This is a genomic window from Cytobacillus sp. NCCP-133 (genome assembly GCF_026011715.1).
In the GTDB taxonomy this organism is placed as follows: domain Bacteria; phylum Bacillota; class Bacilli; order Bacillales; family Cytobacillaceae; genus Cytobacillus.
This window is the reverse complement of record NZ_BRVM01000003.1, coordinates 191194-214155: the sequence shown is the minus strand read 5'-3', so window position 1 is coordinate 214155 and position 22962 is coordinate 191194. Positions and strand designations below refer to the sequence as shown.

At 41.7% G+C, this 22962-nt stretch carries 18 protein-coding genes and 3 pseudogenes; 15 read left to right on the top strand and 6 right to left on the bottom strand.

Annotated elements, in window-relative coordinates; all coding sequences use genetic code 11:
* Nucleotides 1–18: 18 nt before the first annotated feature.
* The 4 genes and pseudogenes from NCCP133_RS06730 to NCCP133_RS21955 form a co-directional block, all read left to right on the top strand.
* Nucleotides 19–1689 carry a class I adenylate-forming enzyme family protein gene (locus NCCP133_RS06730; RefSeq protein WP_264804162.1) on the top strand — a complete coding sequence of 557 codons (1671 nt, stop codon included), beginning with the start codon at nucleotides 19–21 and terminating at the stop codon, nucleotides 1687–1689.
* A gap of 173 nt (nucleotides 1690–1862) precedes the next feature.
* Nucleotides 1863–3122 (top strand): beta-ketoacyl-ACP synthase II, encoded by a 1260-nt coding sequence (gene fabF, locus NCCP133_RS06725; protein WP_264804161.1) that lies wholly within the window; start codon nucleotides 1863–1865, stop codon nucleotides 3120–3122.
* Nucleotides 3123–3479: 357 nt separating this feature from the next.
* A complete protein-coding gene (locus tag NCCP133_RS06720; RefSeq protein WP_264804160.1) occupies nucleotides 3480–3935 on the top strand; it encodes a CBS domain-containing protein in 456 nt (151 codons plus the stop codon).
* A 154-nt stretch (nucleotides 3936–4089) separates the two neighbouring features.
* Nucleotides 4090–4551: pseudogene (locus tag NCCP133_RS21955) on the top strand (ATP-binding protein); the annotation flags it as partial.
* A gap of 38 nt (nucleotides 4552–4589) precedes the next feature.
* On the opposite strand, the gene NCCP133_RS06710 reads toward NCCP133_RS21955, so the two are convergent.
* Together NCCP133_RS06710 and NCCP133_RS06705 are read right to left on the bottom strand one after the other, a co-directional pair.
* The gene (locus NCCP133_RS06710; RefSeq protein WP_264804159.1) at nucleotides 4590–5774 is read right to left on the bottom strand and encodes an MFS transporter; all 1185 of its coding nucleotides are present in this window, start codon (nucleotides 5772–5774) and stop codon (nucleotides 4590–4592) included.
* A gap of 430 nt (nucleotides 5775–6204) precedes the next feature.
* The gene (locus tag NCCP133_RS06705; protein WP_264804158.1) at nucleotides 6205–7386 is read right to left on the bottom strand and encodes an MFS transporter; all 1182 of its coding nucleotides are present in this window, start codon (nucleotides 7384–7386) and stop codon (nucleotides 6205–6207) included.
* 79 nt (nucleotides 7387–7465) lie between these two features.
* On the opposite strand from NCCP133_RS06705, the gene yeiL reads away from it, so the two are divergent.
* From yeiL to NCCP133_RS06685, 4 genes and pseudogenes are all read left to right on the top strand, one after another.
* Complete coding sequence (yeiL, locus tag NCCP133_RS06700; RefSeq protein WP_264804157.1) at nucleotides 7466–8137, top strand: transcriptional regulator YeiL; 672 nt, start codon at nucleotides 7466–7468, stop codon at nucleotides 8135–8137.
* Between the two features lie 377 nt (nucleotides 8138–8514).
* Nucleotides 8515–10026 carry a malate:quinone oxidoreductase gene (locus tag NCCP133_RS06695; RefSeq protein ID WP_264804156.1) on the top strand — a complete coding sequence of 504 codons (1512 nt, stop codon included), beginning with the start codon at nucleotides 8515–8517 and terminating at the stop codon, nucleotides 10024–10026.
* A 331-nt stretch (nucleotides 10027–10357) separates the two neighbouring features.
* Complete coding sequence (locus NCCP133_RS06690) at nucleotides 10358–10507, top strand: YgdI/YgdR family lipoprotein (protein ID WP_264804155.1); 150 nt, start codon at nucleotides 10358–10360, stop codon at nucleotides 10505–10507.
* Nucleotides 10508–10877: 370 nt separating this feature from the next.
* Nucleotides 10878–12414, top strand: a pseudogene (locus NCCP133_RS06685) (BCCT family transporter).
* Nucleotides 12415–12550: 136 nt separating this feature from the next.
* On the opposite strand, the gene NCCP133_RS06680 reads toward NCCP133_RS06685, so the two are convergent.
* Together NCCP133_RS06680 and NCCP133_RS06675 are read right to left on the bottom strand one after the other, a co-directional pair.
* On the bottom strand, nucleotides 12551–12766 hold the full coding sequence (locus NCCP133_RS06680; RefSeq protein ID WP_264804154.1) for a thioredoxin: 216 nt from the start codon (nucleotides 12764–12766) through the stop codon (nucleotides 12551–12553).
* Nucleotides 12767–12805: 39 nt separating this feature from the next.
* Entirely contained in the window at nucleotides 12806–12943 is a 138-nt protein-coding gene (locus NCCP133_RS06675; protein WP_264804153.1) for a hypothetical protein, read from the bottom strand.
* 40 nt (nucleotides 12944–12983) lie between these two features.
* Between NCCP133_RS06675 and NCCP133_RS06670 the strand changes: the two genes are divergently transcribed.
* Nucleotides 12984–13580 (top strand): class I SAM-dependent methyltransferase, encoded by a 597-nt coding sequence (locus NCCP133_RS06670; protein WP_264804152.1) that lies wholly within the window; start codon nucleotides 12984–12986, stop codon nucleotides 13578–13580.
* 32 nt (nucleotides 13581–13612) lie between these two features.
* Here the strand turns inward: NCCP133_RS06670 and NCCP133_RS06665 are convergent, their stop codons facing one another.
* Complete coding sequence (locus NCCP133_RS06665) at nucleotides 13613–14785, bottom strand: MFS transporter (RefSeq protein WP_264804151.1); 1173 nt, start codon at nucleotides 14783–14785, stop codon at nucleotides 13613–13615.
* 158 nt (nucleotides 14786–14943) lie between these two features.
* Here NCCP133_RS06665 and NCCP133_RS06660 point away from each other — a divergent pair.
* The 4 genes and pseudogenes from NCCP133_RS06660 to ypfJ form a co-directional block, all read left to right on the top strand.
* A pseudogene (locus tag NCCP133_RS06660) lies at nucleotides 14944–15100 on the top strand (MFS transporter); the annotation flags it as partial.
* Between the two features lie 673 nt (nucleotides 15101–15773).
* Nucleotides 15774–15965, top strand: coding sequence for a hypothetical protein (locus tag NCCP133_RS06655; protein ID WP_264804149.1), 192 nt, complete (start codon nucleotides 15774–15776; stop codon nucleotides 15963–15965).
* A 392-nt stretch (nucleotides 15966–16357) separates the two neighbouring features.
* The gene (locus tag NCCP133_RS06650; RefSeq protein ID WP_264804148.1) at nucleotides 16358–17479 is read left to right on the top strand and encodes an NAD(P)/FAD-dependent oxidoreductase; all 1122 of its coding nucleotides are present in this window, start codon (nucleotides 16358–16360) and stop codon (nucleotides 17477–17479) included.
* A 211-nt stretch (nucleotides 17480–17690) separates the two neighbouring features.
* Nucleotides 17691–18551: a KPN_02809 family neutral zinc metallopeptidase gene (ypfJ, locus tag NCCP133_RS06645; protein ID WP_264804147.1), complete on the top strand. Its 861-nt coding sequence runs from the start codon at nucleotides 17691–17693 to the stop codon at nucleotides 18549–18551.
* A gap of 199 nt (nucleotides 18552–18750) precedes the next feature.
* Here the strand turns inward: ypfJ and NCCP133_RS06640 are convergent, their stop codons facing one another.
* Nucleotides 18751–20244, bottom strand: a complete 1494-nt coding sequence (locus NCCP133_RS06640; protein WP_264804146.1) for a peptide MFS transporter — start codon at nucleotides 20242–20244, stop codon at nucleotides 18751–18753.
* An 852-nt stretch (nucleotides 20245–21096) separates the two neighbouring features.
* Between NCCP133_RS06640 and NCCP133_RS06635 the strand changes: the two genes are divergently transcribed.
* On the top strand, nucleotides 21097–22278 hold the full coding sequence (locus NCCP133_RS06635; RefSeq protein WP_264804145.1) for a ParM/StbA family protein: 1182 nt from the start codon (nucleotides 21097–21099) through the stop codon (nucleotides 22276–22278).
* Between the two features lie 11 nt (nucleotides 22279–22289).
* Complete coding sequence (locus NCCP133_RS06630; protein WP_264804144.1) at nucleotides 22290–22907, top strand: hypothetical protein; 618 nt, start codon at nucleotides 22290–22292, stop codon at nucleotides 22905–22907.
* The last annotated feature ends 55 nt before the right edge of the window (nucleotides 22908–22962 follow it).

Sequence of the window (22962 nt, the reverse complement as noted above, 5' to 3'; positions counted from 1 at the left end):
AAAAAGGAGAATTAAAGGATGGAAAAAAAGGGGCAATATACATACGATATCACGATGTTTAAAGATACATTTGAATATGAGTTTACCTATATGAAGGGTTTTTTACGTAATGTTCATAGATTTTCAGCACGGCCAGCTGTGACTTGTCCATTACGTAATCGTACATGGACCTATGCTGAATTGAATCAAGAGGTAAATCAATTAGCTCATGCTTTATTAGAGGATGGAATAGGAAAGAATGATGTAGTCATGTATCAACTGCTGAATTCAGCCGAATTTGTTTTCTGTTATTTGGCACCGCAGAAAATTGGTGCAATCAATTGTACAATAAATTTCCGTCTCTCGCCGGGAGAAACAGCCTCAATCATTGATGACAGTAAACCAGAAGTGTTTGTCTATGATGCTGAGATCAAGGAAACTGCGGAAAAGGCGTTAGAGATGTCTAAACATAAGCCTCGTAGAATCGTACTGGTAGATATGACTTGCGAAGTTACAGTTCCTGAAGGCCATGTAGACTATTCTAAATATGTTGAGGGGAAATCAATGGATAACCCCAAACATGATCGCCCAACACACATATATGATGAAACGACAAGAATTTATACTTCCGGTACGACTGGAAGTCCAAAAGGTGTACCTTTAAATAATATTAACGATGTGCTCTCAGCTCATGATGTTGCGATGCATTTTCCGCTAAGTCCAGTCGATAAAACAATGAATATGAGTCCATGGTTTCATCGCGGAGGATTGCACTCTGGAGGACCTACGCCAACCTTATATATTGGAGGGGAAATTGTCATCCTCAGGTATTTCAATCCAAAGGTATGTTTAGAATATGTAGAAAAATACGGCATCTCTTTTTTAATTGGTGCTCCGCCAATGCTCAAAATGCTTGAAAATGTACAACGAAAGAAAAAGGCTGATTTAACGGAATTAAAAGGGATTGTGACTATGGGTGCCCCTTTGGAAAAAGAAGACTGCATTAAGTATCAAAAATCGTTAACGCCGAATATTTTTAACGGATATGGTACTTCCGAAGCCTTTTGGAACACGTTTCTCCGCCCGTATGACTTACCTGGTATGTCCGGATCAGCGGGCCGTGCCTGTACAGATGATGATGTAGCAGTTGTGAAAACGTATCCTGACCGCAAAGCAGAGCCAGATGATGTGGTCGCTAAAGATAATAAAGAGGTTGGAGAAGTAATAGTCAAAGCTCCTGGGAAAACGACATATTCTTATATCAATAAAGAAGAGGCAAGCAAGAAAGTCTTTTATAAGGGTTGGATTTATATCGGGGATATGGGTACTTGGGATGAAGATGAGTACGTGACAATCGTCGGCAGAAAGAATGATATGATTGTATCATCAGGTGAAAATATTCACCCAGTCCAGATTGAAGAAATTCTCAATCAACATCCCGGGATTAAAGAATCAGTGGTAGTGGGAGTTCCGGATGATCTAAGAGGAGAAGCTGTTGTCGCTTATGTTGTAAGGGAAGACCCCTCTTTAACTGCAAATGACTTGCATAAATATTGTACAGACCATCTGATGTTAGCTGATTTTAAAAAACCAAGATTTTACCGGTTTATTGATGAATTGCCATATACCGCAACAGGGAAAAAGAAACATTTCAAGGTGCGGGAATTAGCGGTTAAAGATCAAAAGCAAGGTTTATTTGAAAGACGGTGATTAATAAAGGACTATTTGATATAGTAGTTACTTGAGAATCATTCTATTAAATAGAACTATGCAGAGGAGAGCCTCCATCGTTATTCATGGGAGATTTGAATAGTGGGGAGGTTTCACTCTTGAAAGATGAAAGGCAGTAAGGTAGAAATCTACTGAGTATGGGAGGTTATATAATGAAGCGAAGAGTAGTGGTAACAGGAAGCGGCGTTGTTTCCCCTTTAGGAAATGATGTAGAAACATTATGGGGCAACATCAAACAAGGAAAATCAGGAATAAAGAAGCTGGAAGATGAAGCATACAAGGATATTAATACCAGAATTGCCGGGGTGGTTGACGATTTTAACGGAGAGGAATATTTTGAAAGAAAAGAATTAGGCAAATATGATTTATTTGTCCAATATGCTTATGCAGCTGCAATGCAAGCCTTAGAACAATCTAAGCTCGATTTAGAGAATGTTAACAAAGATAGAATGGGGATTTTTATTGGCTCGGGGATTGGCGGACTGAATACTTTATTAAACAACCATAAGATAATGATAGAAAAGGGCCCGAAGCGAATTTCCCCTTTCATGATTCCAATGATGATCAGTAATATCGCACCTGGCATTATAGCAATTAAAACAGGTTTCAGAGGTCCCAGCTATTCTCCGGTTTCAGCTTGTGCAACTGGAAATCAAGCTATCGGTGAAGCATATTTAAACATCGTTCATGGATATACGGATGCAATCTTGGCAGGAGGATCCGAGGCAGTCATAACACCGATCGCTTTCGGCGGGTTCTCAAAAATGAGAGCCATGTCAACTCAAAATGAGACTCCCGAACAAGCGAGTAAACCATTTGACGCAATGAGGGATGGATTTGTTATGTCAGAGGGGGCAGGGGTCATACTGCTAGAAGAGTATGAACATGCTATAAAACGTGGAGCAAATATTCTAGGTGAAATAATTGGATATGGTTCCTCAACAGATGCTTATCATATCACTTCTCCTGATTTCAATGGGGCTGCAAATGCAATGAAACGTGCTTTAGATATGGCTAATCTTGATCCTCAAGAAGTGGATTACATTAATGCTCATGGAACAAGTACGCCTGAAGGAGACAAATCAGAAACCAAGGCAATCAAAGAGGTATTCGGAAATCATGCATATGATTTAAAGGTAAGTTCCACTAAATCAATGACTGGTCATTTGTTTGGTGCTGCAGGTGCTGTAGAAGCAATCATTACGCTTAAAAGCATAGAAGAGGAGGTTGCCCCTCCTACCATTAATCTACAAAATCCAGATCCTGAATGTGATCTTAATTATGTACCGAACCATGCCGTTAGCAGTAAGATGAATATTGCCATTTCAAATGGTTTTGGTTTTGGAGGTCACAATGCGGTGCTGGCATTCAAAAAAATCTATCAAGAGTCACTGGCTAGAGATCAAAAGTAAAGACTGATCCTCCTGCTTATCTGTCAAATTACCATCAGTGAGGACAGAAAGATTGATATGATACAAATACAACTCAATTAAGAAGCTGCTAAACACTTCACCTTTAAAGGGGGAGGGGATTCATCTATTACGGTGAGTTCGCTCCCCCTTTTTCAGGTTTCTGCCCCCCCCACGATTCTGCCGCTTTCAAGTACCTGTGGTCAGGAACCTGGTCACAAGTAATATTTTTTATAATTTTCTAAAAAGTTTGTTATAATAAGAGTAAATAGGATTTGAATAGTTGTATATTACAGTGCCTGACTCTCATTCTTCTACCGCTTTAAAGTGCCGGGGGTCAGGCACCAAGGGGGATATTAGATGAAAGCAAATGAAATTATGAAAAAACGGGTAATTAAAGTAAAAGAAGATACTACGGTACGTTCCGTCATTCAACAATTTATAGAAAACGGAATTAGCGGAGTTCCAGTGGTTAACGATAGAAATGAAATAGTTGGTTATATAAGTGATGGAGATATTATGCGCTTTATTGGAAAGCACAAAGAAAATATTTTGAATGCCTTTTACTTTGTGAATGTGTTGCAAGGAGATGATGACGAATTTGAAGAAAGAGCTAGGAAGATTCTTGATTATAATGTGATGGAGGTTGCCAAAAAAACAGTATATACTGTAAATTGGGATGAAGATATGGAGAGAATTGCATACATTTTGGGAAAAAAGCAAATTAAGAAATTGCCTGTTGTACATGATGGAGTTTTGGTTGGCATTATCAGCAGAGGGGATGTTATTAGAAGTGCTTTTGAGTATTTGATGTAGATTCCAATTACATTGTAGCAGCAGTCCCCCGGAATTTTAAACTTAGTAAAATGTAAACGTTTACAATCAGGTAGTGTAACTGCTATACTTATATCAAAAGTTATTGCTAAATCGAAATGAACACTTTTTCACCAATGACCGCAAGGAGTGGGATAAGATCCATATTGTGATTGGACTCGGCCCTGAAGCCATTCAGAAGGGGTTCAAGATAACCTTTTCAACGATGGGGAAATTGGTCCATGTGCTCAGGGACCAAGGAATACCCGTCCAAATCCCAAACCCACTTCAAAAGGATCTGGAAAGCAGATTATGTCATTACTGACGATCTAATGGATATGGCTATGGACCAAAGGAGCAAACCTGTTTTTTCATCTGATCTACAGCCTTTATGAACAAAGCTCAATCATACTGACTTCCCTAAAAGGAACAGAGCAAGAGGAGAATGGATGGAGACCAAGGTATCAGCACGGCCATATTAGATCGGCTTTTTCATAGGAAGGAAGTCATTCGCCTAAATCAGGAAAGGTATAGGATTAAACATAGAAGCACCATTTTTGGTGGTCACAGTCGATTTACTATCCTTTTAAGTAAAAAAAAAAGGGCCGAGAAGGCTTGAAATGTTCTCGTTACCCTTTATCCTAGAAAATCTAAATTTTATATTGATTTCTTTTGTGGTACTGGCATTTCAGTACCTTTGGCAAATTTCAGCTGATACAGTGATTTAAGAATGAGCAAAGATCCAACAATCAGTAATACGATTGCCATCACTGTATAGGAGTAATTGACACTATCGTCTCCAAAAGAAGTACTCACTATTCTATGAATGTGCGGAGAACTGAATTGACCTAAATAGATAAAACTTTGAACAATTGCCATTGCAATCATTGCCTGTGCACCAGTAGCCGCTTTTGAAACACCATCAAAGATTACAGGTACGAGGCTTCCATATCCAAAACCGAGGATTAATACCCCAATTCCAAGTGTGACTAATGGCTGAGTAAATACAACCAATCCAAAACCAATACCCAAGAGCATTACCTGGACTGGAACATACAAACTTTTAATTTTTTTCTTCAACCCTGATAATGTAAGTCCACCCAAAAATCCACCAAGTGAACATGCTGCTATTATGACACCTGATATCCCAGTATTAGTAACTCCATTTTCTCTAAGGAATAGTGCCATATTTGAAGGAATTGAATAAAATACAACAAATACTAGAAATATTAATATAGAATATTTCGCTATTTGAGATTTTGGTAAAGAAGTTTTTGCTGTTTTATTTTCTTTTACGGGGTCAGGAGTCTTTCTTGGAAGAAAAGCAACTACAAAGATCATGACAATTGCAGCAATACCATAGACATAAAATGCTGCTCTCCAGCCTTGCATTGCTAGAATACCGGATATCATAATGGCAATAATTGCTCCGAGATTGGTAGCTGCACTGACAAGTCCCATCATACTTGTGCGTTTTTCTCCATCATAGTAATCAGATACGAGAGTGGTAGATAACGGCATTAGTAGACCAACAGAAACCCCTAAAAGAGCGCGGGTAAATAATAAGAATGTCATGTTTGTGGCGAATCCACCACCGAGACCAGCCACTAAATAGAGAACTAGACCAATGATTAATACAGTCTTTTTTGAGAAATAACGGCATAAAAAGCCTGATACAAAAGCAAATGGGATCATAAAGGCTGCGTGTAAACTAGTTAATAAGTTTATTTCAAAGCCAGATGCATTTGGGAACGCAACTGCAATTGAGCCAACAGCGGGCGCAATGATAGCCCCAGCCATAACGGTAATAAGTGAAACTGAAAGAATCGCATATTTTAACAAGAACATCACCTCAGCAATTTATTTTTAATATTCAATAAAAATGCTCAAGTAATGATAAAATCATTGCGGAGTTCCCTCAAGAAATGATTGGATCAGTACGGAGAATTATGAAGTTAACTTCCGTCGAAATAGTGGAAAATACTCTAAACCCGGGTTTTTAGAATTTTTATGACGGCAATAATATTTAACCATGAAATTAATTATTCGTCAATTCCTAGAGATGCTTCTTGTGTTGAAAATTAATAGTATAAAAGCATAAAACCCAAAAACTAATAGATATGAGATTCAAAGGTTTTTATCTACTATTATTGCTTTATGCCTAAAACTGTATTGGGAGGAAAATATGCCGGCATATAAAATCATGAATGACTGGTGCTTAACCCTAAATACATTGCCGCTTTAAAATGCTTGGGGCCAGGCGTAATTTTAATTAAATCACCTGCTGTCTGGTTTGCGTACTTTTTTTCTTCCCTTCCAATCTCCGGTAAACAAAAGCAAGCAGCGCCGCTGGTATTGTGCAAACCACCATTCCGATAAAAGCATATCTTGGTTCCATTTCATATAAATACCCGCCGAAGATAGTGAAGACTGCTGTGCTCCAGCTAAGTGCCAGGGCAGAGTATATCCCTTGTGTAATCGGTACCTGTTCATGCGGGACATGCTTGATTAAGTATTTCATAAAGGCATAGTGTGCCATTGCAAATGAGAAGGCATGCATAGTTTGGACAATCGCAAATACAATCACATGCGGAAAGGCATATACAAGTATCCAGCGTGCGGTTGAGCCCAGTGCAGCCAGGGCCAGTAATGAGCCGATTGAAAATTTGCGGAAAGTCCGGTCGGCAATGAAAAAGAATAGGATTTCTGCAATCACGGCAATATTAATGATCACGCCGATTAAGTATTTTGGTGCCTGGATTTCCTGTAAATAGATATATCCATAGTTGTAATAAGAAGCATGGGCTGCCTGCAGCAAGATCACAATGATGAGCACCAGGCCAAAGTGATGGATGCTGAATAACTTCTTTATGGCCCCCTTTGTCTGGCCGGTTTTTGGTTTTGCAGATAAAACTACAGGTATACCCATAAAACCGAGACTCAGGAATACGATCATGCCGAGCACAAGCGCCCAGAGTATGGCTTCGTCCCCAAGTGCCCCGGTGAAGAAAGTCAAAACCATGCCAGATACGACGAATCCGATCGATCCCCAGGAACGGCTTTTTCCGTAATCTCTTAATTGTTTACTTTGTACAAGAATACCGGCAGCACTATCTAATGCGGGCATCAGCGCCGGATAAAAGAAATGTAAAAGCAGCGTTACCACTAGCAGGCTTGTAAATGAATTGGCCGGGATATAGCATAAAATGGCGATCAGTGTGCCAATTGCCATCCCGTTTAGCAGGGTTCTACTGCTGAATTTTCCTGATAAATAAGGAAAGGCAACGAGTGTGGCAAGTCCCCGTATTGCCAAACCTAAGCTCATGATTAAACTCGCCTGTGACACCGTCATGCCTTTTATATGGATCATCCACCCAGTCCAATAGGGCAGAAAAACACCCCAAGTCATAAAAAAACTGAAAAACTGTCTGCTCATCCATCTTTGTGTATTCATTCAGGATCCCTCCGATATTTGCATGATACCAGGAAGATGCGTATAATAATATGAGATATCTCCTATTTCGGGGTGGGAAATGGAAATTTACAAACAGGAAAAAAAACAGTATTGCCTGGAAGAACACTCCATATCGCATTTATTTTCTTTTCCGATTGAGGAATTTATGGAAGTACACGAATATAAGCGGGATGAATGGATTATTCGCGAAGGCATGAGGCCGGATTATTTGTATTATGTCATTGAGGGAAAAGCCAAAATCTACTTAACGTATCAAAATGGGAAGGTTTCCTTGATCAACTTCATTAATGCCCATGATTATATAGGGGAAATGGAACTTTTACATGAAGTGTATTATACAAAGGGGATCCAAGCCACTTCGAAGTTAATCTGTTTTGCGATTCCCTTACATCACTGCCGTAAAAGACTGCTTGAAGATACGACCTTTCTCCGAGAACTCACTAAGTTTTTAAGTATGAAAGCAACGAAAATGGCTGAGAAGTATTCCCAGAGTCTTTCTTTTCCGCTTGAAAACCGGCTGGCCGATTTTATCCTGCAAACCGCTGATGGGGAAATTTATAAGGAGAAACATGTAACCGTCTGTGATTTTTTAGGTGTATCCTATCGCCACTTACTGCATGTTCTTGTGCAATTTTGTGAGAAGGGGTACTTGGAGAAGGAAGAGCGTCATTACAGCATTCGGCAGAATGACGCACTGCACCGGCTTGCTGATGTGTTGAAGAATAAATGATTTTATAGTGGGGAAGTGGAGAAATTTATCTTCACTTTTTTGCATTGGATCAGCAAGCTGCGGCTATTTTTCTACTATTTCTTTTCAATGTATGGCTGACTTTTTAAATGAAAAAGATAGAAAAAAATGGAATTTAACCAGAAATTGTCTAACAGGCTTGCAATTATAAAATTACGTGCCACTTTTAAATTCGTCTAAAATAGTATATAATTATCAGATAAAACTAGATAACTTACCCTATAAATTATTATTATGGAATAGAATATGTTGTTTGTGAGACGGAAAAGGTTTGTCCTTGGGTGATGCCTTTCTAGTGGTGACATCTGAGCAGAATGCCTGCAGTTTTTGGCAAATATCTGAGATAAGGAAGGTTTAAAATGAGCAGCGTACAGAACAAAACAGACGTTATCTTAATTGGTGCCGGAATCATGAGCGCAACTTTGGGGTCTTTACTGAAAGAGTTAGCACCTGAATGGGAAATCAAAGTGTTTGAGAAGCTCGCAAGCGCAGGAGAAGAAAGCTCTAACGAATGGAATAATGCAGGGACGGGCCATGCTGCATTGTGCGAGCTTAACTATACATCCGAAAAATCAGATGGATCAATAGATATTGGCAAAGCAATAAATGTGAATGAACAATTCCAGCTTTCGAGACAATTTTGGGCTTATCTTGTAGAAAACAAGCTGATTCGTAATCCGCATGACTTTATTATGCCAATCCCTCATATGAGTTTTGTACAAGGGGAAAAGAATGTAACGTTTTTGAAAAAGCGGCTGGAAGCGCTGTCAGCTAATCCGCTGTTTCAGGGAATGGAGTTTTCAGATGATCCTGAAAAGCTGAAGGAATGGATTCCGCTGATGATGGAAGGCCGTGCATCGGATGAACCGATTGCAGCCACAAAAATCGACTCTGGAACGGATGTCAACTTTGGTGCGTTAACACGCATGATGTTTGATCACTTAAAGACTAAAAATGTTAACGTTCACTACCAGCATAGCGTTGAGGATTTAAAGCGTGCTGATGATGGATCATGGAATGTAAAAGTACGTGATATTGCCAGCGGCAGAACCGAAAACCATCAGGCAAAGTTCGTCTTTATCGGCGGCGGTGGCGGAAGCCTGCATTTACTGCAAAAGACTGGCATCCCAGAATCAAAACATATAGGCGGATTCCCGGTAAGCGGGCTATTCCTGACTTGCAACAATCAGGAAATTGTCGAGAAGCATCATGCAAAAGTGTACGGAAAAGCAAAAGTTGGTGCTCCTCCGATGTCCGTGCCGCATCTTGATACTAGATATATTGATAATAAGAAATCATTGCTGTTTGGACCGTTTGCCGGCTTCTCGCCTAAGTTCTTAAAAACGGGTTCCAATATGGATCTGATCAGTTCCATTAAACCCAATAATGTCATCACCATGCTGGCTGCAGGCGTAAAAGAGATGGCGTTGACAAAATACCTGATCCAGCAGGTCATGCTATCCCATGAACAGCGCGTAGAAGAATTACGCGAGTTTATTCCAAATGCCCAGAGTGAAGACTGGAGTGTCGTTGTGGCAGGCCAGCGTGTACAGGTAATCAAAGATACGGATGCAGGAAAAGGAACCCTTCAATTCGGCACAGAAGTGGTCAGTGCCTCTGATGGCTCGGTTGCTGCATTACTCGGTGCTTCGCCGGGAGCATCTACTGCCGTTAATGTTATGCTTGAAGTATTGAAGAAATGCTTCCCGCAGCATATGGAAGAGTGGCATTTTAAAATTAAGGAAATGATTCCGTCGTACGGTGTGTCACTATCTGAACACCCAGAGCTGTTCCATGAAATTCATACTTCAACTGCACAGGTCCTCGGACTCAGCGAAAAAGAAAACCAGCAAGAACTTGCCTATAGCTAATTCTTAGAAATATAGAACCTTTGATCCGAATGTGGGTTAAGGTTCTTTTTTTATTTTTTTTGGAAATTATTAAATTCTCCTTTGTGGGCAAGGCGCCTTGCGCTTTTCTTTTTGTTATTACAGGTGTTAAGGCACTGCAACTTTTGCGTGCGCTCCCTGTAGCCATTCCTGCCTTTGCTTTTGGCCGATAATTTTACCATAATGGAGGATCGATTTACAGAAAGGTGATGGAAGAAATGATTTTTGCCTGGAAGAAAAGCGGCTGCACCTGTCGAGAACTGTACATATATCGTTTGCCTTTTTGCAAAGCTAAGGAAAAGGAGGTTTAGAAATGAAAAAGTTCTTATTGATGTTTTTCTTATCCCTTTCTTTCTTCACATTAACGGGCTGTGGAAATGATGAAAAGCCTGAAGAAGGGGAACAAGTGGAGGATGTCGAGGAAGAGGATGAAATGGGTGACGGCGAGATTGATGATGAGTAAGGAAATGAACAGAACCGTTAAGAAAAAGGAGTGCCTCCCAGGCTCTCCTTTTGAATTTATACCCCTTTGAACTTAGATGACCGTCTTAGCGCAAGCAGCCTCTCCTCTCCCCACGAGGTCACAAGCATGTCTTGTTGCGTCCTAGGGACGAAAGACTTGACAAGCCCTTCAGAAGGAAAAACCGCCTTCTAACAAGGCTTGTCTTTATGATTGTTGTCCCTTGACAGTCGACTCCACCTTTCTTGCGTGTAATGAATTGCTCAAACATTTTTTTTGAGTTTGTGTATGATGGTCCCCTTTCATTCATGCTTTTTCAGTATTCGGGAAACATAACATTATCCTATTTTTCTATAAGGGAGTTGTCCGCGCTTTGAAAAAGGTAACAAGTGTATTCTGGATCTCTTTGGTCATTGCAAGCATCTTCGTCATCTGGGGAATGGTTGCACCCGTTCAATTAGGTAATGTTATGGATAAAACGAAGGTGTACTTCCTCGATTCATTTGGCTGGTTTTATCAGCTTTCAGCTACTTTTTTTCTTATATTTTCTATCTTTTTAATTTTCAGCAAATATGGAAAAATTAAATTGGGGGCAGATGAAGATAAGCCGGATTTTAATCGCAGTACATGGTTTGCGATGCTCTTCAGTGCTGGAATGGGAATAGGATTGTTATTTTTTGGGGTATCTGAACCCATTTCCCACTTTATGAGTCCGCCGATTGTTGAAGGAGGAACTCCCGAGGCTGCAAGAGTGGCTTTACGATACACCTATTTGCATTGGGGGTTTCATGCCTGGGCGATTTACTTTGTCATAGCCCTTGTCCTAGCTTATTATAAATTCCGAAAGAAGCAGCCTGGATTAAAGAGTATTACATTAACTCCTCTTATCGGCAGCAGAGCGAAAGGGGTAATTGGCATCATCGTGGATAGTGTGGCGGTCTTTGCAACCATTTTTGGAGTCGCAGCCTCTCTTGGATTGGGAGCGGCCCAGATCAACGGGGGACTTCATTATGTGGCAGGGGTGCCCAATAACTTTACTGTCCAGCTTATTATTATTGCCATCGTGACAGTCTTGTTTATCCTATCAGCTAGTACGGGCCTTCAAAGAGGCATCAAATATTTAAGCAATGCCAATTTAGTTCTTGCAGTCATTCTTCTATTTGCTTTCCTGATGTTAGCGCCAACAGGCTTTGTTCTCGATCTATTTACAACGACATTGGGCAGTTATATACAAAACCTGCCTAGTATGGGGTTAAGACTTGCCCCTTTTAATGAAGAACAGGCAACATGGATACAGGACCATTTTTTATTGGGCCTGGTGGATTGCCTGGGCCCCATTTGTCGGAACCTTTATTGCCCGTGTATCCAAAGGGAGAACCGTCCGGGAATTCATGATCGCTGTACTCGTCATACCAGCACTGGTGTGTGCCTTTTGGTTTAGTGTATTTGGCGGGACAGCTATTTACTATGAATATTTTGAAGGGGTAAATATTGCCGGCCAAAGCCTTGAGACAGCATTATTCTTTGTGTATGACCGATTGGCATTTTCAGGTGTTTTAGTAATCGTAACACTATTGCTCATTACAAGTTTCTTTGTAACCTCAGCTGATTCAGCAACTTTTGTTCTGGGTATGCAAACAACAAATGGTGACTTGAATCCGCCTAATATTGTAAAAGTTATCTGGGGGCTATTTTTAACCGCCTCGGCGATCGTGTTAATGCTATCGGGCGGACTTAATGCCATGCAGACAGCTATAATCGTCAGTGCATTCCCGCTGACCTTCGTACTGATTGCTATGTCCATTGCTATTCTACAGGATTTTAGAAAAGAAGTTCCTGCAAAAAGCGCGGCAAGGAAAAAAACAAAAAAAGTAAAGCCGGAGGAAGAGCCTGATCCGGGCCTTGTATAGGTTTTTGTAAGCAGAAAAGGAGAGTCTCTCATTCAAGATAACTTTAAATAATTTATAACAGGCTTAGAATTGTAAAATTAATGCCCCAGGGAATGGGGCAGCTAATAAGTCAAAAGAGACTGGCGGAAAAGAATCGTCAATCCTTTTTGTCTTCATCAAAAACCCCTTCATAGATCCTTTTCAAATCTTCACGAAGCTTTTCAACCGGTATAAAGCGGGCCTCCCTCAGAACTTCTTTTCCATCGAGATATAAGGCAATCACAGGTACTGTGAAAACCATCAGAAACCCGGCTATTTCGGTTACCATGCCGGCATTTACTAGCCGTGCTTCTATACGGGGATAATCTTTCAAGACTTCCTCAACCTGAGGAAGCAGGCCATGACAGACGCTTCAGCTGTCATGCAGCACATATATAAGGCCGAGCTCAGTGCTTTGAATAAATTGATGCACCTCTTCCATTGCTGTCAGCTCTATCATTTTTATCCTCCTCTTGCTGGCATTTTTTCCATTATCCAATAGGATTTCCATAAACTCGCCTAGAATACCTTATCAGGAAGGAGTGGTTAGATTGGCTAATCTATGGGAAGAAAAGTTTTCTCAAGAAGGCTATTTATATGGTGAAGAGCCCAATGAATTCATCAGAGAGCAGGCATGGCGGCTTGAAGGGCACAAAAAAGTTGTTGCCTTTGCCGAGGGGGAGGGCCGAAATGCTGTATTCCTTGCTGGACAAGGGCATGATGTAACAGCATGGGATTATACGCAAAGCGGCTTAAACAAAACACAGCAGCTGGCTGAGCGCCATCAGGTCAGTGTGGAAACAGGGCAGAAGGATCTGATTCATGATTCTGTGCCATCCGGTGAATATGACGCTTCCATAATGGTTTTCGGCCATTTTCTGAAAAAAGACCAAAAAACCGTATTTGATAAGCTGGTTTCCGTTGTCAAGCCGGGTGGAATTGTCATGCTTGAGGTCTATTCAGAGGATCAGCTCCGCTACGGAACAGGCGGGCCGAAAAGCGTGGATATGGTCTATCATCCTGCAGATATTCTTCAATGGATTCAGGGCTATAAAGTCCTTCATTTCTTTTATGGCGAACAGGAGAGAGTCGAAGGAAAAGGCCATACTGGTACGGGGCATGTGATTCAGGCTATATTGCAAAAATGAAAAAGGAGGCATGAGCAGCCTCCTTTTCTTATTTAAGATGTAATTGATTGGGTTCTGTTTACCTTGGATGAATATACACGATACAACACGAATGCCATTCCGGAAAGCAGGATTCCCGAGATGTACGGGGCACCGATGCTCATGGTAAAAAGCCAACCGCCAAGCGGGGGCCCGATAATGCGTCCCAGGGAATCAAAGGATGACAGCAGGCCGGTCGTGCTGCCGTGTCCAGTCTGAGATGTCTTTGTCAGCAGGGAAGAAACGCTTGGACGGATAAACCCGTTTCCTATGCCGAAAACTGTTAAGAAAATCGCTGCTGTTGTAAAACTGTCAACCAGGAGAATAAGCCCAAAGCCAATGGCGGAGATGATGATCCCCAGCTGAATGACAGCTCCTTCTCCGTACTTTTTCGTCATTCGTCCTACCAGACCGCCCTGCACAAGGGCGCCTCCAAATCCCATTATCATAAAGATATAGCCAAGCTCCACTGTGCCAAGGCCAGCCTTGGCAGCTGCAAAATAAGCAAAAGTTGCTTCAAGGCCTGCCAGTGACAGCGAAACAAACAGCTGAAGAATAAACAAAATTCCAGTGTTCCCGCTTAAAGCTGTTAAAAGTCCTGGCCGCTTAGCCGTTCCCTGACTGCGCTGCTCTGGTGAAAGGGATTCTTTCAGCACAAGCATAACAAGAAAAAACGTGATAAACGAAGATGCTCCTGCCGCGTAAAAAGGGACATTCAAACTTTCCCGGGAAAAGATGCCGCCGATTGCCGGGCCGAAAATAAATCCTAAACCTACAGCAGCACCAATAATGCCCATTCCTTTTCCCCGGTCCTCTTCAGAAGTGATATCTGCTACGTAGGCCATAACAGTCGGCATATTGGCGGAGGATAGGAAGCCTCCGATGATTCTTGCGGCAAACAGCATCCAAAGCTCAGTAGATAACGCCATCATGAAAAAAGAAAGGCCAAGGCCAAAAATCCCGATCATAATGACCGGCTTGCGTCCGATTTTATCGGAAATTCGTCCCCACATAGGTGCAAACAGCAGCTGCATTAACGAATAAACGGCCATTAACAGGCCCAGTTCTGTTGGTGAAGCCCCCAACTCTTCCGCATAAAAGGGTATGACTGGAATAATGATTCCAAACCCTACCATGACAAGAAACATAACTGCGAATAAAAGAGGCAGTGCTTTTTTTGTATTCAACGTGTTCACTCCAGTTAAGGTCAAATTCCATCTAAGTATTATGATTATATCAAAAACATTCCCATACTTTCACCTCAGGAAGGGGACAGGGAAATAAGTTCTATTTAATAAACGAATTGTTAAAATATATTGAAATATCAAAATAATATAAACTATGATTGGCAGGAGGAACCGCTTCTCTCACATGCAACGGCTTTGCTGAATGCCTGCGACAATTCCTATGTTCCTGTGGCGCTTTATATCATGCTTGCCGCAGCCATTTCTTTAATTGCGATTGCATCTGTCCGTAACCGAAGCAATCAGGACCTGGCTTAGGATCTGGCAGGGGATGATTCAATCCATACAGGCCTTGGGACCGATCAAAAAGCTTAAACTGAAGAAAGGCAGATTTCATGCTTTTATTATCTGAAAAAGAAATTAAATCCATATTTATACGATGGAATCAGCCATTAAGGATACGGAGAATGCGCTGGTTCATTATCTGGAGGGGGAAATTCATAATTCGCACAGAACCGTGCTGGACTTTCCTGGGAAAAGGCATCTGCTCTTTATATGCCGAGTGCGATGGAGCCGATCGGAAAAACGGCTGTGAAAGTAGTCACCATTTTTCCGGAACTAAGGTGAATCTGTAAAAAGGTGAATAGTGCCTGAGTCTTTGGAAAATCTATATTTATACTTCTAAAAAGGCTGTTTTCGCAAAGGGTGTTGCTTACAAACTAATTTTACTAACTGAGTTGATTGGAGCGGAAGGCACTTGATCCTCGAAAATGCCGCATTTCCTTCGTGCGGTGTTCATTCGAGGAAGCTTATTCAATGTCCTGCGGGAAGAGAGGTTGCGGGAGAACCCACAGGCGTGAAACGCCGAAGAGGCTTCCGTTCCTCCCCGCGGAAAGCAAGTGACTGGAGCGGAAATCAACGGGCAAGCTTTATAGTCCAAAAACAACAATCTATACGAAAAGAGCCTCTAAAAAACAAAGGAGAGATACAGATGCCAAAGCAGCCGAATAAAGTAACAGAAGAACAGCAGGTAGTAGCTGCCCAAAACCAGGCGGAGCAATTTAATAAAGCAATGGATACAGAGTTTGCTCTTGAAGAAAACGTTCAAGATGCGGCAGCCAAAAGCCAGCAGTATCAGGCACAAAACCAGCAGCCGACATATGAGCCGAATAAACCATTCTAATAAAACTGCATGATGGGTTCGTTCCTGTCATGCAGTTTTGTTTCCCTTAGATTGTGAGAAATTCTGCGGGAACTTGAATCGATCGGTCTTGGATCAAAGATAGCAGATAGAAATTGAATCGATCAGTCTCTTTGCCAGGATATCAGTCAGAATTTGAATATATCTGTCACTTTGTCCTATTTATCGGTCAAAAATTGAATATATCGGTCACTTTGCTATCGATATCGGTCAGATTTTCATTTTATCGGTCACTCCGCGTCCTATCAGCTTTCAAGCATCCATACCGCAGGAATATCAGCACCTCCAACCTCATAAGGCAAATTTATCTTTTTTGAACCATACCCCCAACTCCTGTAAAATAATTGCAAACAAGATAACGAAAAGGAGTCATTATGAAAAGACATATTGTAATCGGTGCAGGAATCCTAGGGGCTTCTGCAGCCTATCATTTGGCAAAGGCGGGTGCGCTTGTCACGGTCATAGACCGCCAAGATCAGGGGCAGGCTACTGACGCTGCAGCCGGGATTATCTGCCCCTGGCTGACACAGCGCCGGAACAAGGCCTGGTACGCACTGGCAAAAGGGGGAGCGGCCTATTACCAAACACTCATTCAGGAGCTCAAAAAAGACGGCGAGACCGAGACAGGGTATCAGCAGGTAGGAGCTGTCAGCCTCCATACAGATCCTGTGAAGCTTGAAAAAATGGAAGAACGAGCGATTAAAAGGCGTGATGATGCACCTGAAATGGGGGAAGTTATACAATTGTCTCCGGAACAGACATTTGAGCTGTTTCCGCCTTTAGCAAAGGAATTTGCTTCTGTACATGTAAGCGGTGCGGCACGCGTCAACGGTCGGGAACTAAGGGACGCCCTGCTGCGGGCAGCCGAAAAACACAGTGCTGAATTGGTGCGTGGCTCTGCGGAACTTGTGTGCCAAGGAGAAGAGGTTACTGCTGTTAAAGCCGGCGGGAAGCAATATGAAGCGGAAAGTGTCATTGCAGCGGCAGGAGCATGGGCAGGAGAGCTTTTTGAACCGCTCGGAATCCATTTGGATGTAAAACCGCAAAAAGCGCAAATTGTTCATCTTCAGTTTGAAGGTGAGGACACGGGTAATTGGCCGGTTGTCATGCCTCCCAATAATCAATATATTTTAGCGTTTGAAGGCGGACGCATTGTGGCTGGTGCTACCCATGAAGATGAAATGGGATACGATTTGAGGGTAACGGCAGGAGGCCTGCATGAAATCTTTGATAAAGCGTTAGCCATTGCCCCGGGCTTGGCTGAGGGAATATTCGCTGAAGCAAGAGTGGGATTCCGTCCCTATACACCCGGTTTCCTGCCCGTTATAGGCCAAGTTCCAGGGGTGAAGGGACTTTACTTATCAAATGGGCTTGGGGCCTCAGGGCTGACCGCAGGACCGTTTTTGGGCGCACAGCTAGCTAAGCTTGCTCTCGGGCAAAAAGTGGAAATTGATCTGAACCTTTATGATCCGGCCGGAGCAATCAAAAAAATATAAGGATAAAGGGTGTCTGTACGCAGCAGGCATCTTTTTTATAATATCAGAATTTATCCCTTTGAACTTAGAGAGCAGTCTAGCTCCAGATGCCCTGCGCTATTCTTATGGGAATATAGGTAAAATAGAACTCTGTCAAGTTAATAAATCGCTTCATTTTGGGTATACACTAATGAAATGAATTATTAAAGGTGTTCCGGTAGGAGGCAGAGTCATGAAGTGGAAAGGAAGAAGAGCGAGTTCTAATGTAGAAGACCGAAGAGGCATGGGCGGAGGGGGGAAAACCCTTGTCGGCGGAGGCCTTGGCGGGATCATCATTTTATTGATATTTACCTTCCTCGGAGGCGATCCGGGTGAGCTATTAGGCAATATGGCCGGAACGGAATCCGGCACGTCCGTTCCTTACGAAGAGACGGAGCAGGAAAAAGAACTGGCTGACTTCGTCTCTGTTATACTGGCGGACACAGAGGAAGTATGGACGGAAATTTTCGAAAAAAAGGGTTTAGCCTATGAAGAGCCCGCCCTTGTTTTATATACGGGGAGCGTGGAGTCCGCCTGCGGGGCAGCGACTTCTGCAGTTGGCCCATTTTATTGTCCTGGAGATCAAAAACTTTATATTGATTTAAGCTTCTATGAAGAGCTGCACAGGAAATTTCAGGCTCCGGGTGATTTTGCCATGGCTTATGTCATTGCCCATGAGGTAGGGCACCATGTGCAGACTCTCTTGGGAACAACAGAGGAAATCATGCCGCTTCGGCAAGGGATGAGTGAAGAAAAATTTAACAAATACCTCGTGCGTTTTGAATTGCAGGCTGACTACTACTCTGGCGTATGGGCGCATCATGCAGAGGGAATGGGTTATTTGGAGGAAGGCGACCTGGAAGAAGCCCTTAACGCTGCAACCGCTGTTGGTGACGATACACTCCAAAAAAGAGCACAGGGGTATGTGGTGCCTGAAAGCTTTACACATGGAACATCCGAACAACGGAAATCATGGTTTTACAAAGGATTTCAAAACGGAACCATCAAAGGCGGAGATACGTTTAAACAAAGGGGCATAAGCAAAGGCTGGTGAGAAAGGAGAGAATCTCGTAATAGTCAAGTCGGGATAATTTTGCTTGAGGAGATGGAAAAATACCTAACGATCCGGACATTTCGGTCATGATTTATTTAAGCAAATACCGGCCAAACAGGTTTTAAGCCGGGAACAGGACAGGGAGTGCGTGCGCAAAAAAGCCAGAAGAGAGCATAGTCTTCTGGCTTTTGCTTGTCTATTAACGTACACCCTTCATATACACCTGTATCTTTGGACTCAATAGGAATAAGATGATAGAAAGTACGATTGCAGCCGCACCGATCACTCCGAAATAAGTCATTTCAGTTTCTGGTGAATAGAATTTAACAATCTGCGCATTGATTGCCTGAGCCGCAGCGTTTGATAAGAACCAAAGGCTCATCGTTTGTGCTGAGAAGGCGGCAGGCGCTAATTTGGTTGTAGCTGATAGTCCTACCGGTGACAGCATTAGCTCACCTAGTACGACAATGAAATAGCTAAGCACGAGCCATAATGGGTTTACAAGCGAATCCGTTCCGCCCAAATAAGCTGGCACAAGGATAACGATAAAGGATAAACCTGCAAATAAGAGTCCCAATGAGAACTTTTGAGGAACGGAAGGCTGGCGTTCGCCAAGTTTCACCCACATCCATGCAAACACTGGGGCTAAGAAAATGATAAATAACGGGTTAAGAGACTGGAACCATGCAGGAGAAATATTTAGTCCCATGAAGTCCAGCTGTGTCCGTTTATCTGCATAGTTCGCCAAAATGGTTGATCCTTGTTCCTGAATCGCCCAGAACATAACAGATGCGATAAATAGCGGAATGTATGCAATAATACGTGAACGTTCCACATCCGTTGTTTTCGGGCTCCGATACATAACCGTAAAGTAAGCAATTGGAAGGGCAATACCTAAAATACCCACGAGTGCAATAAATGAACCAACTGTTAATAGGCCAGTTGGGATACCTACTGCAACCAGGATCGCAATCACAACAGCACCTATTAGGAAACGTGTAAAGACTTTTTTCTTTTCATCCCCTGTTAGAGGGTTGGCAACATATGTTCCTGCCAGTCCCAGGTTCTTCTTCTTTGTAAAAATAAATACTAATAAACCAAAGAACATACCTACTGCAGCAATACCGAAACCAAGATGGAAATTATATTTCATTCCAACTGTTCCGACAATTAATGGTGCAAGGAATCCGCCAAGGTTAATACCCATATAGAAAATGCTGAACCCTGCATCACGGCGTGTATCTTCAGGACTGTAAATTTCACCGACAACACTTGATACATTCGGCTTTAGTAGGCCTGTACCAAGTACGATGAGCACCATGGAAACGAAGAACATGGAGAGACTTCCGGGAATTGCAAGCGCAATATGGCCAAGCATGATTAATACTCCGCCGTAAAAGACTGCCTTTGAAGTCCCGAATATCCTATCAGCGAGCCAGCCGCCAATTATGCCGGACATATAAACCAATGATCCATAGATGGACATGATAGCAAGTGCAGTCGTTTCATCGAGGCCTAGTCCGCCTTTGGAAACCTCATAATACATATAAAATACAAGAATTGCTCTCATTCCGTAATATGAGAAACGTTCCCAAAATTCAGTGAAGAAAAGTGTGAACAATCCTTTTGGATGTCCAAAAAAGCCTTTTTGAGGCACGCTTTCAACAATTTTCTGTCTGTTAAAATCTGACATGTCTTATCCTCCTTTTAGCTATTCCATAATATCTTTCATAGTTCCTAATTGTCAAAAAAAATTTTTATGTAACACTGATTATTATTGACTGTACATAGTGATTAATGTTTATATTTAGCTATTTAGTAAGAAATTTATTTTTTCAGAATAATTATGTTTTAGCAATTCTTAAGAACAAACCTATTATGCCCAAATAAAAAACCGCCAAACCGGCGGCTTTTGAAGAATTCTTATCTCCCTGCAAGAACAGGATCCTTATGGCTGGTGTTGCCGTCGCCGTGTGCGTCACTGCTTATTATCTTGTTTTTGTTCAAATTTATCCCTTTCGAGCTTATTCTGAAGCATTTGGGATTTAGAAAGAAATGAACGGCTTGCAAGGGAGTACGGATAAATAGACTAATAAGCATTTCCCATTTATATCAAACAGGCTGAATATAAATACTAGGCAGACTTAAATGTTTTTTAAGATTGTCTGTTTTTTGTAAAATCCAACTTTCTTATTTATTTCACACTAATAAAAGAATGTGAACCCATATTTGGGATAGGAATAATTGATTGGTTTTTACAGAATAACCTCTGTAAACAATATTGAATACTTGTGTACATTTTTGTTTACATTTGTGGACAGAAATGTATACCTGTAAACAAATCTGTGTACAAATTGGTGTATAAGGATGTGTGCAGATTTGCATACTTGTATACGGAAAATGTAAACAAGAGAGGATTAAGTTTACATTTTGTTTACGTCTTTACGCTTTGATTACTTTTTTTCTCCTTTCATTGATAAAACTCTTAATCTGGATTACTCTTAACTAAACACCTCTATTAAGAGAATGAAGGGATTGAAGTATTTTGACTAATTCAAGAATTGCAGCAGTTGATGTAGGTAACGATTCTATTAAAGCAATCTTTGGAAAATTAGATTCAGAGTTAAACATACCAAACGTTATTGCAAGAGAGGTGGAGGATAGACCGGTTATCGGGATTGAAGATCTTGATAGCAAGAATCCGCTTGAAGGTATACATATTAGAGTCCACTCCCCTGCCCTGAAGGAAAATAATTCGATTTATCGTGTTGGCCATTTAGCTACAAAAAGCAACAATGCTACTGAACTTGATCCAGGCAGCAGCAAATCAGAAGAAGATCAGACATTGGTTATGCTTTTCTCTGCTTTGGCGTTGGATACAGTTCAAAAGGAAGGTTTCACTGGATTTAAAAAGTCCGGGAATGTAATTGATGCAAACTATACCCTTGGGACAGGCCTGCCCCTTCGTGAAGTAAAGGAAGGAAAAGATGCTGGATACCGCTCAAAATTACTTGGATCCGTCCATCAGGTTGAGTTCCTTGTCACACCTAAATATCAAGGGATAAAGGTCAATATCAAATTTGATGAAGTAAAGGTGTATCCTGAAGGGTTTGCTGCATACATTAATCTGGTTATGGATAACAACTTAAACATCATTAATAAAGATCTAATTGACAAACGGATTTTAATCCAGGATATTGGCGGTTTATCAACTGATATTGCAGTCATTAAAAATCGAAATGTGGATGATGATAAAGCTCAAGGATTTAACCTTGGGGTTTCAGAAGCGCTTGAATCAATCCGCGAAGAAATCCGATCAAAGCATGGCGTTGAATTGGACAGCCGCAGAGATGTAGTTGAAATCATTACGAAAAAGAATGACCGCAACCACATCATGGTTAAAGGAAGCCGGACAAGTGTTCATGATATTACGGACCGTATCCTTCTTGACCTTGCAAAGAAGCAGTATCGCCTGCTCCGCAATGTGTGGCAAAAGAATTCACAAACGGAAATCTGCTATTTTGTCGGTGGCGGTTCAATCGTTTTAAAAGATTATTTGAAGACATTAAATAATAATCTGGATGGCTATAATATTGACTTCTTCGAGGATGAAAAAGAAAGCATCTGGATGATGGCAAACGCTTATTATAAGCTGATCTCTGATTTTTCAAGAAGAACGAATAAAGAAAAGGCAGACCAGGAAAAGAAACCTGTTAAAGCCAACTAGGGTGATACTTCATGAAAAAAGCTTCCTCTTCTGAAATAAAGAGAGGGCAATCGATTTCCTTTCGGGTGCCGTCTGATACACCTGACCATATATTGAAACATCTGCAAAAGCTGAAGGAAACCGAAAAACGGAATTTTTCAAGCAAGATTGCAGAGTTTGTGATGCAGGGAGTCAGCAGTTCCCAATCAAAGGGTCGGGAAACCATCACCATTCCCCTGCCCAAAGGGTTGAGCAAAGTTCAGAGGGACTGGCTGAAACACGAGCATTCAGAGGCATTGCTGGGAAGCATCCTTTATCAGCTGATCACGGACCCTGTCCGGTCAACCTCTTTGCTTGCTTCATTGAATAGCAGGTCCTCAGATATAGATGAGGCATTGTATTTGCAGGAGGAGCCCATCCCAGCTCTTGATCCGTATGATTCTGCAGCTGCAGCCCTGGAAGAATCGGATTCTGATTCGGAATCTTTTTCAGAAACAGGTCTTGCGGATATAGATGATGATTTGCTTGATTTTGATTGGGAAAAGGCAAAAAAAGAACAGCAGGAACAGACGGAAGATGAGCCTAAAAAGGAAAGTGAAGAAGATTTGGATACACTTCTTGGCGGATTTCTTTCAAAGATGAATAAGTAAAGGAAAAGGGAGAGTTTTTCGGAAGCAGCTGAAACTCTCCTTTTTTGTATTTAGA